We start from the raw sequence: 12,720 nt of genomic DNA, 5'->3' as shown, positions 1-12,720 counted from the left end.
CCGAGGCCGATATCGGGCTTGCAGAATGACTGGATGAAGGACTGACCATGGTGTCAAACGCCCAGCAAGAACTTGGCCACCACCGCGATCTGGTCATCACCCGTCAAGGTGGGTGCATGCCCAAAACCAGGCCAAGTGTCCAATTGGGCATGGGGGCCGCGTTGGGTCATGATGGTCGCGGTTTCTGGCGTCAGCAGGTCCGAGTCTTGACCCCGAATAAGCAGTGTTTGCGCCTGAATTTGATCGTACAAAGCCCACAGTGCCGATTCACCAGCGGCTGCGATTTCGGGCGTCATGGCACGAACAGGGACACCAATGGCGGGGTCGTAATGCAAGGTCAATTTACCATCTGTGCCGGGTCGGGTCATGTGCGCTGACATGTCGCGCCAGACATCGGCTGCCACCGGGCCAAAGCCTTGAGACAGTGCCCACAGGGCTGCAGCGGCCTCATCGAGGTCTGTAAATTGCCCAAAGTGCCCGACATAACTCTGCATGCGCTGGACGGAGCTCCAGGTGATCGCCGGACCCACATCGTTGAGGACCAAGCGGCGAATGGGCGCAGGCAAAGGCAAGCCGGGTTGACCCGCCAACACCATGCCGATCAAGCCACCCATGCTGGTTCCGACCCAGTCCAGCGTTTGAATCGGCTTGTTATCACCCGTTTGGGCCATCATTTGGGCGTTGACCTGGCCCAACATGGCCAGCATGTCTGCGGCGTATTGAGGAATTTGGTAAGCGGCGGGATCGCTCAGCCAATCGCTGCGGCCACGTCCCACCACGTCGGGACAAATGATTTGCAGCGCTTGCGGGCTTTGCGACACCAGTGCCTGCGCAAGCCGGTCAAAGTCACGGCCTTGTCGCGTTAAACCGTGGGCACACACCACCAGATGGCGGGCATTGACATCACCCCAACGCCAATACGCCATGCGGTGTTGGCCCTCGGGGTGGGGGCAGGACACAAATTCAAGCAAAGGTTGACCAGTTTGGGAGTTCATGACATTCGGAAACAATCTGGGCGCTGCTCCGCAAAAACCAAGCTTTTGCAGCGCCATAATGGACTTTTGAACATCCTAATTCATCTCTGGAGTGGAAATCATGTTGCAAGGTAAAACAGCGCTGGTCACCGGCTCAACCAGTGGTATCGGACTGGGCATCGCCAAGTCCTTGGCGCGTCAAGGCGCCAACATCGTTTTGAATGGCTTTGGCGACTCTGAGGGCCCCAAAGCCGAGATTGCGGCACTGGGTGTCAAAGTGGCTTATCACGGTGCCGACATGAGCAAAGCCAGCGAGATTGAAGCCATGATGAAGTTTGCCGCTGACACCTTCGGGCGCGTCGACATTTTGGTCAACAACGCGGGCATCCAGCATGTGGCCAGGATTGAAGACTTTCCGGTTGAACGCTGGGACGCAATCATGGCGATCAACCTGACCAGTGCATTTCATGCCACACGTCTGGCACTGCCCGCCATGAAAGCATCTAACTGGGGCCGCATCATCAACGTGGCATCCATTCATGGCTTGGTGGGTTCGGCAGAAAAGTCGGCTTATGTTGCCGCCAAGCATGGCGTGGTCGGCCTGACCAAAGTCACCGCCCTTGAGAACGCCACCACGGGCGTGACCTGCAACGCCATTTGCCCCGGCTGGGTGTTGACGCCGCTGGTGCAAAAACAGGTGGACGCCAAGGCCGCAGCCATGGGCTTGTCCAACGAAGAAGCCAAAAAAGTGTTGTTGCAAGAGAAAGAGCCTTCCATGCAGTTCACCACCCCCGAAGAGCTGGGCGACTTGGCTGTGTTCTTCTGTTCACCCGCAGGCAATAACGTGCGCGGCGCGGCCTGGAACATGGACGGCGGCTGGACCGCTCAGTAAACCCATGAGCACATCCCCACGCTTGGACAAAATCGTCATCGTTGACGATGACGCTCGCATTCGCGACTTGTTGCGCCGCTTTCTGTCGCAAGAAGGTTTTGACGTGTTGCTGGCCGAAGACGGCCGTGCGCTGGACCGCATCTTGCAACGCGAAACCATCAACCTCATCGTGCTCGATCTGATGCTGCCTGGTGAAGATGGCTTGAGTATTTGCCGTCGCCTGCGTGCTGCGGGTGTCAAAACGCCCGTCATCATGTTGACCGCCAAGGTTGAAGATGTGGACCGCATCACGGGCCTGGAAATCGGTGCGGACGATTACCTGGGCAAACCCTTCAATCCGCGTGAACTGTTGGCCCGCATTCATGCGGTCCTGCGGCGAAGACCCCAAAGCGAAGTACCCGGCGCGCCCTCATCGGGTGACCACGAAGTCATCGTGTTCGGCGCGTTTTCACTCGATTTGGGAACGCGTGCATTTTCCAAAAACGGGCAGGACATGCCATTGACCACGGGCGAATTTGCCATGCTCAAGGCCTTGGCCAGACACCCCAAACAACCCCTGACGCGTGACAAATTGGCGCAATTGGCGCGAGGCCGTGAATTCGAGCCGTTTGACCGCAGTCTGGACGTGCAAATCTCACGCTTGAGAAAAATGATCGAGGTCGACCCTGCCACCCCCAAAATCATCCAAACCGTCTGGGGTGTGGGCTATGTATTTATCCCTGATGGGCAGCCGTGAACGCGCCTGATAACGCCACAAACGACAGCGAAGAAGTCGAGAAACCGGCTCGCAGGCTCAAGCTGAGCCTGTTTTGGCGTACCTTCTTTTTGCTCGGTTTGTTGATCTTTTGCAGCAGCCTGGCTTGGCTGCAGATGTTCCGCACTCAAGAGTACGAACCTCGCATTTTGCGCAATGCGCACCAAATAGCCACCGTGGTCAATTTGACCAAAACTGCGCTGATGCACACCGACGCCATCGCCCGAGTGTCTTTGCTCAAAATGCTGGCCGATGAAGAATCCGTCAGCATCCAAACACGCGAACCCGGCGACCGCATTGTCCCCTTTGGGGCATCTGGCATGGAAAACCGATTGGTCGAGGAGATGGTCAAACGCCTGGGGCCTGGCACCGTGATCGCTTCCAGCGTGAACGACACATACGGGTTGTGGGTGGGCTTCAAGATCGAGCAGGACAGTTATTGGCTGCAAATGGACCCTGAGCGTCTGCAACCCTTGGGGGGCTCAGCTTGGTTGACTTGGTTGGGCGTCACTTTGGCGCTTTCTTTGGCCGGGGCCGCCATGATGGCCGGGCTGATCAACCGCCCGCTCAAGCGCCTGTCGTTTGCCGCCAGCCAAGTTCGCGAAGGGCATTTCAACACTTCGACACTGGACGAAGATGCGGCCACCAGCGAGATTCGCGAGGTCAACATCGGCTTCAACCGGATGGCCGAGCGCTTGGCCAAGATCGAGCAAGAGAGAGCCTTGATGTTGGCAGGCATTTCGCACGATCTGCGCACACCCCTGGCCCGCTTGCGGCTAGAGACCGAGTTGAGCGTTGCCGACCTTGAAACCCGTGATTTGATGGCGGCGGACATTGCCCAGCTTGACGACATCATCGACAAATTTCTCGACTACGCACGGCCCGAGCCCACCGACTTGGGGCCTGTGCTGTTGTCTGGCGTGATCAGCCGCAGTATTGCGCCTTGGCGCAACAACCCGCGTTTTGAAATCAATGTGGATGTGGCCGAAGACCTGCAAGTCAAAGCCGAGCAAGTTGAGTTGGTGCGTGTGCTCTCTAACCTGTTGGAAAATGCCCGCCGCTATGGCCAAAGCCCCAGCGACGGCGTGACACGGGTCGAGGTCGTGGCCCGGGTGCACGAAGGTTGGGTCTTGTTGCGCGTGCGCGACCAAGGGCCCGGCGTGTCCGAAGAAACCTTGAAAAACCTGACGCAACCGTTTTTTCGGGGTGATGCCGCCAGAACATCGGCCACCGGCTCCGGCTTGGGTCTGGCGATTGTGGAGCGCTCGGTGCAGCGCATGGGCGGCACATTTTCGGTGTTCAACAACAGCGCGGGTGGTTTGATGGCGCTGATGAAATTCCGACAGGCACAAAGCGAGGCGTGAAGCGCCTCATTCATTCGGCCGCTTAAACCTTCTTCAGCAGCACGACCGCACGCGCCTCCATGCTTTGGCCCATGCCCACTGGCCCCAATTTCTCGGCCGTTTTGGCCTTCACATTCACCTGATCGGCTTGTACGCCCAAGGCCTTGGCCACCCCTGAGTTGATGGCGGTCATGTGCGGGGCCAGCTTGGGTGCCTGGGCCACGATGGTGCTGTCCACATTCACCAGTTCCCAGCCTTGGGCCCGGACTCTGCGCACGGCCTCTGCCAGCAGCACAGACGAGTCTGCCCCTTTGAATTGCGCGTCGGTGTCCGGAAAATGCCGCCCAATGTCGCCCAAACCCGCTGCCCCCAACACCGCGTCGGTGATGGCGTGCAGCAGCACATCGGCATCTGAATGGCCCAGCAAACCCACCGTGTGGGCAATCTCCACGCCGCCCAAAATCAACTTGCGACCGGGCACCAGGGCGTGCACGTCCCAGCCTTCGCCAATGCGGATATTCATGCTTTGCCTTTCAGGACTGCCTCGGCAAACGCAAAATCTGCCGGGTAAGTGACTTTCAAATTTTGGGCCGAACCTGGCACCAAGCGCGGAGACAATCCAAGGCGCTCCATCGCGCTGGACTCATCGGTAATGCCTTCAAAACCGCTGGCCGACACGCTGGCCAAAGCCTCGTGCAAAGCGCCCAAACGGAACATCTGGGGCGTTTGGGCCAACCATTTGTCGGCACGAGGCACTGTGCTGGCCACCCGTGCGCCCTGCTCGTCGAGTGCGTGTGACTTCAAAGTGTCGGGCAGCGGCAATGCCAACAAACCGCCCACGGCGTCATTCCGGCAGGCCTCGATGAGTTGCGACACTGCCTCGGGCGTGATCAGGCAACGCGCCGCATCGTGCACCAACACCCAGTCGCTGTCGGGCACCCCGGCTTGGCGCATGGCCTGCAAGCCATTGAACACACTTTGGGCTCGACTGGCACCACCACAAGGCACACGCCGAAAATGGCTGGGCCAATCCAGCTCGGGCCAGCTGAAATCATCGACCGGCGACAAAATCACCCAGCCACTCGTCAATTGCGGCACCTGGGCCAAGGACTGCACCGTGTGCATGATCATGGGTTGGCCCGCCACATCTTGGTATTGCTTAGGGCTTGCGGTGCCGGCACGGCTGCCCGTGCCCGCACAAGGCACCAAAGTATGGAAACAGGAGGCAGAAGTCTTGGACATGGGCTTGAATTGTAGGAGGTCACCTCGGCGTCCGAAGCTTGCACCCATGCCCACGGCCAGCAAGGGGGCTCTCGGGTCTCGCTTCTACAATGACGATGTCTGCTGATTATTTCCACCCCCCTCCATCCCGGCGGGGGGTGTTTTGCTTTTTTCTCCGCCATTGCCCATCGCCACCATGCAACTGCCCAGCCTCACCATCGGCAAACGATTCACCCTGCCCCGCCCCGTCGGATCGGCAGACGCTGTACTGCTGGCTCAGCTGGCCGAGCGCGAGAAGAAGGCCGGCAAGCTGACCGCCATCGTCACCAGCGATGCCGCTGATGCCCAGCGCCTGATGGACGAGTTGGTGTTTTTTGCACCCGACCTGCGCTGTGTGATGTTTCCGGACTGGGAAACCCTGCCTTATGACACCTTCTCGCCTCACCAGGACCTGATCAGCGAGCGCCTGGCCACGCTCTGGCGCATCAAGCAACGCAACCACGCCGAGAGTGCCGACGTGGTGCTGGTGCCCGCCACCACGGCGCTGTACCGTCTGGCTCCGCCGTCCTTTTTGGCGGGCTATACCTTCGAGTTCAAGGTCAAGCAAAAGCTCGACGAAGCCCAGCTCAAGGCCCAGCTCACGCTGGCGGGCTACTCGCATGTCAGTCAAGTGGTCAGCCCCGGCGAATACGCGGTGCGCGGCGGCCTGATTGATTTGTTCCCCATGGGCTCGCTGGTGCCTTACCGGGTGGATTTGTTCGACGACGAGATCGACAGCATCCGCACCTTTGACCCCGACAGCCAGCGCAGCCTTTACCCCGTGCCCGAAGTGCGCCTGCTGCCCGGGCGCGAGTTCCCGATGGACGAAGCGGCGCGTGCCCGCTTTCGCAGCCGCTGGCGCGAGCTGCTCGAAGGGGACCCGACCAAAAGCCGCATCTACAAAGACATGGGCAATGGCGTGGCCACGGCGGGCATCGAGTACTACCTGCCGCTGTTCTTTGAAGAAACAGCCACGGTGTTTGACTACCTTGGCGTGGGTCAAGCGAATGTCGCCACGGTGGTGCTGCACGGCGATCTTGAACCGGCCTTTCAGCGCTTTTGGCAAGACACCCGCGACCGCTACCGCTTGGTGCAGGGTGACCCCGAGCGGCCTGTGCTGCCGCCGGATGCGCTGTTTTTGAGCGCCGAGCAGTTCTACACGCTGACCAACGGCCACGCGCAACTGGCGCTGCGCTCAGGTACAGCCGACGTGCCCGACAACACCATGGCCCAGCCTCTGCCCGAGCTGACCGTGGTGCGTGGTGCCGAAGACCCGCTGTCACGCCTGCAAGCGCACATCCGCAGCAGCGCCAGCCGGGTGCTGATCCTGGCCGAAAGCGATGGCCGCCGCGAAAGCTTGCTCGACTTTGTGCGCTCCAGTGGCCTCACGCCGCCGGTCTTTGACAGCCTGCAAGAGTTTTTGGCGAGTGACGAAAAAGTCGGCATGGCCACCGCCGCACTGGTCAGCGGTTTTCATTGGTTCGAGCACAACACAGACCTCGTCACAGAAACCGAACTATTTGCTGCAGGCCCGACCACGCGCCGCCGAAAAAAGCAGGAACAGGTCAGCGACGTTGAAGCGCTCATAAAAGACCTGAGCGAGCTGAACGTGGGCGACCCGGTGGTACACAGCGCGCACGGCATTGGCCGCTACCGGGGCCTGGTCAACATGGACATGGGGCAGAAAAACGAAGACGGCACGCCCGCCCTGCAAGAGTTTTTGCACCTTGAATACGCCGACAAGGCCACGCTGTATGTGCCCGTGAGCCAGTTGCAGCTGATTGGCCGCTACACGGGCGTGAGCGCCGACGAAGCGCCGATGCACAAGCTGGGCAGCGGCCAGTGGGAAAAGGCCAAACGCCGCGCCGCCGAACAGGTGCGCGACGCGGCCGCCGAGCTGCTCAACATCTACGCCCGCCGCGCAGCCCGCGAAGGCCACCCCTTCCGCTACAGCCCGCAAGACTACGAAACCTTTGCCAACGATTTCGGCTTTGAAGAAACCGCCGACCAAAAGGCCGCCATCCACTGCGTGATCCAAGACATGATCAGCCCCCGCCCGATGGACCGCCTGGTCTGTGGCGATGTGGGCTTTGGCAAAACCGAAGTGGCGCTGCGTGCGGCCTTTGTGGCCGTGACCGGTGGCAAGCAAGTCGCGCTGCTGGCACCCACCACCCTGCTGGCCGAGCAGCACTTCCAAACCCTCAAAGACCGCTTTGCCAAATGGCCCGTCAAGGTGGCCGAAGTCTCGCGCTTTCGGTCAGGCAAAGAAGTCACCGCAGCCCTCAAAGGCATTGCCGATGGCACGGTGGACATCGTGGTCGGCACGCACAAGCTGCTGAGCGAATCCACCAAGTTCCACGACCTGGGCCTGCTCATCATCGACGAGGAACACCGCTTTGGCGTGCGCCACAAAGAGGCCATGAAGGGCCTGCGGGCCGAGGTCGATGTGCTCACGCTGACGGCTACCCCGATTCCCCGCACGATGGGCATGGCCCTCGAAGGTCTGCGCGATTTGAGCGTGATTGCTACCGCGCCGCAGCGCCGCTTGGCCATCAAAACCTTTGTGCGCAACGAAGGCACGGGCGTGATCCGCGAGGCGGTGCTGCGAGAACTCAAGCGCGGCGGCCAGTGCTACTTTTTGCACAACGAAGTCGAGACCATCGAAAACCGCAAGCAAAAGCTCGAAGAAATCCTGCCCGAAGCCCGCATCGCCGTGGCCCACGGCCAGATGCCCGAGCGCGAGCTGGAGCGTGTGATGCGCGACTTTGTGGCCCAGCGCTACAACATCCTTTTGTGCTCGACCATCATCGAGACCGGCATCGACGTGCCCACGGCCAACACCATCGTCATCAGCCGCGCCGACAAGTTCGGCTTGGCCCAACTGCACCAACTGCGCGGGCGCGTGGGCAGATCACACCACCAGGCCTATGCCTATTTGATGGTGCCCGAGATCGAAGGCCTGACCAAACAAGCCGCCCAACGGCTCGATGCGATCCAGCAGATGGAAGAACTGGGCAGCGGCTTTTATCTGGCCATGCACGACCTGGAGATCCGTGGTGCGGGCGAGGTGTTGGGCGAAAATCAAAGCGGCAACATGCTCGAAGTGGGTTTTCAGCTCTACAACGAAATGCTGTCCGAAGCCGTGCGCAGCCTCAAAGCAGGCAAAGAGCCCGATTTGCTCAACCCACTGACCGCCACCACCGACATCAACCTGCACGCCCCCGCCCTGCTGCCCAACGACTACTGTGGCGACGTTCACCTGCGCCTGTCCTTTTACAAAAAGCTGGCCACCGCCAAAACCAACGACCAGATCGACGCCCTGCTCGAAGAACTGGTGGACCGCTTTGGCAAGCTGCCCCCGCAAGCGCAGACGCTGGTGGACGTGCACCGCCTGCGCGTGCTGACCCAGCCCTATGGCGTCATCAAGGTCGACGCCGCGCCGGGTGTCATCCAGATCACCTTCAAGCCCAACCCACCTGTAGACCCCATGGCCATCATTGGTTTGATCCAAAAGAACAAACACATCAAGCTGGCGGGCAACGACAAAATCCGCATCGAACGCGAATTGCCCGACCCCAAGGCGCGGGCGCAGATGGTGCGGGATGTGCTGCGGAGTTTGGGCCAGCCCAAGACCGAAACAGCCGCCGCCTGAGCCCCAACAAGATCTTCGATAATCCTGACCCATGACCTCCGCCACCGAATTCGCCCCCGGCCTCACCATTCAAGGCTTCACCGCCCCGCTGCCCTTGTCCCAGTTCAAGCTGATCGCGTTTGACATGGACTCCACGCTCATCAGCATCGAGTGCATCGACGAGATCGCCGACGCCGTGGGCCGCAAGGCCGAGGTGGCCGCCATCACCGAAGCGGCCATGCGCGGCGAGATCAGCGACTTTAGAGAAAGCTTGCGCCGCCGCCTGGCCTTGCTCAAAGGCGTGACGCTGGCCGACATGGAGCGCGTGTACAACGAGCGCCTGCAGATCAACCCCGGTGCGGCCCATTTGATCGCCGCTTGCCAAAAAGTGGGCATGAAGGTGCTGCTGGTGTCGGGTGGCTTCACCTTTTTTGCGGACCGCGTGAAAGACCGCTTGAACATCGACTTCGCCCGTTCCAACCAACTGGAGATCGTGGGCGGCGAACTCACGGGTGGCTTGGTCATGCAAAGCTGGGGCGACATTTGCGATGGTGCAGAAAAACGCCGCACCTTGCTCGAAGTTGCTTCGCTGTTGGGCATCGCACCGCATGAATGCATCGCCATGGGCGACGGGGCCAACGACCTGCCCATGATGGGTGCGGCAGGTCTGTCGGTGGCCTACCACGCCAAACCCAAGGTGCGTGAGCAGGCCATGGTGGCCATTCAAGAAGGCGGACTGGACCGCCTGCTGGAAGTCGTTAAACCCTGACTGTTTGATTGTGGGCGCCACGCTCTCTGGGCGACGACTTGGGGTCTGCGGGGCACAGATCGGCAAGGGCGCCGCTCCGACTAGGGGCCTCAGCGGCGCAGTGGTTTGAGCAGGTCGCTCAGGCCGTTGTGGTCGATCTCTTGCATCAAGCGCAGCAGCTGTCCGACCTCACTTTTTGGGAAACCCTCTCGCGCAAACCAATTCAGGTAGTTGCCGGGCAAATCGGCGATCAGGGTGCCCTTGTGCTTGCCAAAGGGCATGGGCAGGGTGACCAGCTTCTCCAAGTCTTCGGGTTTCATGCTGAACACCTCATCCTTGGCCGCCTAGCCATTGGCGCACGCGGGCCTGAAACGCCTCGGGCTCTGACACCATGACCCAATGACCGCAGGGGAGGCCTTCGACGGCGCAGCCTTTACGCGCGGCCAACCTCTCCAGCCATTCGGGCGAATGGAACATGAAGGGTTTGCGTGCCCCATACACATACAGCATGGGCATGGGCAACTGCACCGGGGCGGCACGCCTGAAACCACCGGCCGTGCCGAACCACTGCATAGCGTAGGGGTAGTTCATGCGGTAGGTGATGCTGGCCGGGTCTGTTGGGCAGCGCAACCACCGGGCCATGGCACGGGTCATGCGGTTGCCCATGCCGGGGCTGAAGGAACAGCCGATTTTCCAGGCCACAGCGAGCCAGTACTGGTAGGCGAAAACCGCGAACTTTTCACGCAGTGCCCAGCTGCGCTGCAAACGTGGCGAATTGTGGTCGCCCACATCCACAGCCACCACACGCGCCACGCGCTCGGGGTGACGGATGGCGAATTCATAGCCAAACACGCATCCCCAATCGTGCAGCATCAGCGTCACGGGCTTGCCTGGGCTGATGCGGTTGATCACGCGGCGCAAAAATTGGTTCATCTCGTCGAGCGACGTGGCCGATACGGGGCCACGCGTGAAGCCCGGCAAGGTCAGCCGCGCACAAAGATGGTCAGTCCTGAGGGCCAGCACCGTGTCATCCCACAAGGCACGGGTGTCGGGCCAGCCATGCAGCATAAGAATGAGCTGATCCCCCTGCCCCTGCAGCAAGACTTCGGTGCCATCAACATCCAGGGACAGTTCTGTGGTCATCGCTTAAAAATGGCGGCCGTCAAATCACAACGCCTTGGCCAGACGCGAGACGCCTTCCAAAATCTTGTCTTCGCCCACGGTGGCAAAGCTCAGGCGGAAGGTGGCGTGGTCGGGGTTCGCGCAGAAGAACGGTGTGCCGGGCACAAAGGCCACGCCGTTGTCGATGGCGCGTTTGGCAAACACGTTGCCGTCATTCACCTTGCCGCCAGCTCCCGTGAGGCGTGCCCAGACAAACAGGCCGCCTTGGGGCTGCACAAACTCAACCGCATCGCCCAGCTCACGGCGCAGCGCATCGCCCATGGTTTGAGCACGTTTTGCATAAACAGCGCGCACTTTGTCGAGCGTGACGGGCATGCGGCCAGCCAGCAAATATTGCGCTGCAGTGGCTTGGGCAAAGGTGCTGGTGTGCGCGTCGCTGAACTGCTTGCACATGGTGGCGCGGGCCAGCAATTCAGGCGGTGCGATCATCCAGCCGACACGCAAACCGGGCGACAGCACCTTGGACAGCGAGCCGCAATGCACCAGCAGCTCGCGGCTGCCGGGCACAGACGCACTCAGGGCCAACAAGCTGGGCGGGGGCGCTTCGCCAAAGTACAAATCGCCATAGGGGTCATCTTCGACGATCAGGGTTTGGTGCTTCACGGCCATTTGCAAAACCTGCTGGCGACGTTGGGCACTCAGCAAGGCTCCGCTGGGGTTGCCGAAAGTGGGGATCAGGTACACAAACTTCGGCTTGTGTTCGGCAATCAGCTTTTCCAGCTCGTCGGTTTTCACGCCATGGCCGTCCACCGGGGCGCTGATCAGCTCTGCACCATAGAGGCGAAAGCACTGGATGGTGGCGAGGAATGTCGGGCCTTCCACGATCACCTTGTCACCGGGGCTGATCATGGTTTTGCCGATCAAATCCAGCGCCTGCTGGCTGCCGGTGGTCACGATCAACTGATCCGGGGCCACGTCTTGAGCGCCCTTTTGGGCCATGAAGTGGGCCAATTGCTCGCGAAGCGGACCGTAGCCTTCGGTTGCGCCATATTGCAACGCCGCGCCGGGGTCTTGCGTCAAAGCCGCGTTGCTGGCCTCGCGGATGCCGTCCACATCAAACATGGCGCTGTCAGGGAATCCGCCTGCAAAGCTGATGATGCCGGGCTTGCCCAAGAGCTTGAAGAGCTCGCGGATGGCAGAGGTTTCGACGTTGTTCAGGCGATCGGCAAATTGCAAAGGCATGGTGTATCTTCTCGTGTTGACTTGGCCGACATTTTGCCAACATCCGGACGCCCCATGAAACCCGCTCAAATTGACTCTTTTTTTGCCACCTTGCAAGCGGCCAATCCGATGCCCGTGACCGAGCTGGAATACACCAGCGTGTTCGAGCTGTTGACCGCCGTGCTGCTGTCGGCACAGGCCACTGACGTGGGCGTGAACAAGGCCACGCGCAAATTGTTTCCCGTGGCGGGCACGCCGCAAAAAATCTTGGACCTGGGTCTGGAAGTCCTGGAGAGTTACATCAAGACCATTGGCCTTTTTCACAGCAAGGCCAAACACCTGCTGGAAACTTGCCGGATTTTGGTTGAAAAGCATGGCGGGCAGGTGCCCCGCACGCGCGAAGCCCTCGAAGCCCTGCCGGGTGTAGGCCGCAAAACTGCCAATGTGGTGCTGAATTCGGCCTTTGGCGAGCCCACCATGGCGGTGGACACCCATATTTTCCGCTTGGGCAACCGCACGGGCCTGGCCCCAGGCAAAACGCCCTTCGAAGTAGAGCAAAAGCTGCTCAAGCGCATTCCGGGCAAGTATTTGGTTGACGCCCACCACTGGCTGATCCTGCATGGACGCTATGTCTGCCAGGCGCGCAAACCGCAGTGCGGGCAGTGCGCGGTGGCTGCTTTTTGCGACTACAAGCCGAAAACGGCTTGAATGCAGGGTTCATGGATACCCGGTCAAGCCGGGTATGACAGATTGGCGTGAAACCGAGCCTCGTCAA

General features: G+C 60.5%; 12 protein-coding genes. 6 read left to right on the top strand and 6 right to left on the bottom strand.

What is annotated here, in order from left to right; genetic code table 11:
• Positions 1-53: 53 nt before the first annotated feature.
• On the bottom strand, positions 54-995 hold the full coding sequence (locus BN3544_RS04350; protein WP_019428959.1) for an alpha/beta fold hydrolase: 942 nt from the start codon (positions 993-995) through the stop codon (positions 54-56).
• Positions 996-1,095: 100 nt separating this feature from the next.
• Between BN3544_RS04350 and BN3544_RS04345 the strand changes: the two genes are divergently transcribed.
• The 3 genes from BN3544_RS04345 to BN3544_RS04335 are packed head-to-tail and all read left to right on the top strand — an operon-like array spanning position 1,096 to position 3,984.
• Entirely contained in the window at positions 1,096-1,866 is a 771-nt protein-coding gene (locus tag BN3544_RS04345; RefSeq protein ID WP_026036467.1) for a 3-hydroxybutyrate dehydrogenase, read from the top strand.
• Between the two features lie 4 nt (positions 1,867-1,870).
• A complete protein-coding gene (gene ompR, locus BN3544_RS04340) occupies positions 1,871-2,602 on the top strand; it encodes an osmolarity response regulator transcription factor OmpR (protein WP_019428957.1) in 732 nt (243 codons plus the stop codon).
• Positions 2,599-3,984 carry an ATP-binding protein gene (locus BN3544_RS04335; RefSeq protein WP_019428956.1) on the top strand — a complete coding sequence of 462 codons (1,386 nt, stop codon included), beginning with the start codon at positions 2,599-2,601 and terminating at the stop codon, positions 3,982-3,984. Before ompR ends, BN3544_RS04335 begins: the two co-directional genes overlap by 4 nt.
• A gap of 22 nt (positions 3,985-4,006) precedes the next feature.
• On the opposite strand, the gene ispF is transcribed toward BN3544_RS04335, so the two are convergent.
• Together ispF and ispD are read right to left on the bottom strand one after the other, a co-directional pair.
• Entirely contained in the window at positions 4,007-4,486 is a 480-nt protein-coding gene (ispF, locus tag BN3544_RS04330) for a 2-C-methyl-D-erythritol 2,4-cyclodiphosphate synthase (RefSeq protein ID WP_019428955.1), read from the bottom strand.
• Entirely contained in the window at positions 4,483-5,205 is a 723-nt protein-coding gene (ispD, locus tag BN3544_RS04325; protein ID WP_019428954.1) for a 2-C-methyl-D-erythritol 4-phosphate cytidylyltransferase, read from the bottom strand. Before ispD ends, ispF begins: the two co-directional genes overlap by 4 nt.
• A 175-nt stretch (positions 5,206-5,380) precedes the next feature.
• On the opposite strand from ispD, the gene mfd reads away from it, so the two are divergent.
• Together mfd and serB are read left to right on the top strand one after the other, a co-directional pair.
• Positions 5,381-8,875, top strand: coding sequence for a transcription-repair coupling factor (mfd, locus tag BN3544_RS04320; protein WP_026036466.1), 3,495 nt, complete (start codon positions 5,381-5,383; stop codon positions 8,873-8,875).
• Positions 8,876-8,906: 31 nt separating this feature from the next.
• Entirely contained in the window at positions 8,907-9,623 is a 717-nt protein-coding gene (gene serB, locus BN3544_RS04315; RefSeq protein ID WP_019428952.1) for a phosphoserine phosphatase SerB, read from the top strand.
• Positions 9,624-9,712: 89 nt separating this feature from the next.
• On the opposite strand, the gene BN3544_RS04310 is transcribed toward serB, so the two are convergent.
• The 3 genes from BN3544_RS04310 to BN3544_RS04300 are packed head-to-tail and all read right to left on the bottom strand — an operon-like array spanning position 9,713 to position 11,966.
• Complete coding sequence (locus BN3544_RS04310) at positions 9,713-9,922, bottom strand: DUF3820 family protein (protein WP_019428951.1); 210 nt, start codon at positions 9,920-9,922, stop codon at positions 9,713-9,715.
• A gap of 10 nt (positions 9,923-9,932) precedes the next feature.
• Positions 9,933-10,745 carry an alpha/beta fold hydrolase gene (locus tag BN3544_RS04305; RefSeq protein ID WP_019428950.1) on the bottom strand — a complete coding sequence of 271 codons (813 nt, stop codon included), beginning with the start codon at positions 10,743-10,745 and terminating at the stop codon, positions 9,933-9,935.
• Positions 10,746-10,769: 24 nt separating this feature from the next.
• On the bottom strand, positions 10,770-11,966 hold the full coding sequence (locus BN3544_RS04300) for an aminotransferase-like domain-containing protein (RefSeq protein WP_019428949.1): 1,197 nt from the start codon (positions 11,964-11,966) through the stop codon (positions 10,770-10,772).
• 54 nt (positions 11,967-12,020) lie between these two features.
• Between BN3544_RS04300 and nth the strand changes: the two genes are divergently transcribed.
• A complete protein-coding gene (nth, locus tag BN3544_RS04295) occupies positions 12,021-12,653 on the top strand; it encodes an endonuclease III (RefSeq protein ID WP_019428948.1) in 633 nt (210 codons plus the stop codon).
• Positions 12,654-12,720: the final 67 nt, after the last annotated feature.

The organism is Limnohabitans sp. Rim47 (assembly GCF_001517545.1).
GTDB lineage: Bacteria > Pseudomonadota > Gammaproteobacteria > Burkholderiales > Burkholderiaceae_C > Limnohabitans_A.
Note: the sequence above shows the minus strand (reverse complement) of the source record. Positions and strands in the feature narration are given on the sequence as shown.

Excerpts from the sequence above, each read along its gene's own strand:
- BN3544_RS04350 (WP_019428959.1), bottom strand. The coding sequence starts at position 995 with ATGAACTCCCAAACTGGTCAACCTTTGCTTGAATTTGTGTCCTGCCCC.
- mfd (WP_026036466.1), top strand. The coding sequence starts at position 5,381 with ATGCAACTGCCCAGCCTCACCATCGGCAAACGATTCACCCTGCCCCGC.
- BN3544_RS04300 (WP_019428949.1), bottom strand. The coding sequence starts at position 11,966 with ATGCCTTTGCAATTTGCCGATCGCCTGAACAACGTCGAAACCTCTGCC.
- BN3544_RS04305 (WP_019428950.1), bottom strand. The coding sequence starts at position 10,745 with ATGACCACAGAACTGTCCCTGGATGTTGATGGCACCGAAGTCTTGCTG.
- BN3544_RS04310 (WP_019428951.1), bottom strand. The coding sequence starts at position 9,922 with ATGAAACCCGAAGACTTGGAGAAGCTGGTCACCCTGCCCATGCCCTTT.
- ispD (WP_019428954.1), bottom strand. The coding sequence starts at position 5,205 with ATGTCCAAGACTTCTGCCTCCTGTTTCCATACTTTGGTGCCTTGTGCG.
- ompR (WP_019428957.1), top strand. The coding sequence starts at position 1,871 with ATGAGCACATCCCCACGCTTGGACAAAATCGTCATCGTTGACGATGAC.
- nth (WP_019428948.1), top strand. The coding sequence starts at position 12,021 with ATGAAACCCGCTCAAATTGACTCTTTTTTTGCCACCTTGCAAGCGGCC.
- serB (WP_019428952.1), top strand. The coding sequence starts at position 8,907 with ATGACCTCCGCCACCGAATTCGCCCCCGGCCTCACCATTCAAGGCTTC.
- ispF (WP_019428955.1), bottom strand. The coding sequence starts at position 4,486 with ATGAATATCCGCATTGGCGAAGGCTGGGACGTGCACGCCCTGGTGCCC.
- BN3544_RS04345 (WP_026036467.1), top strand. The coding sequence starts at position 1,096 with ATGTTGCAAGGTAAAACAGCGCTGGTCACCGGCTCAACCAGTGGTATC.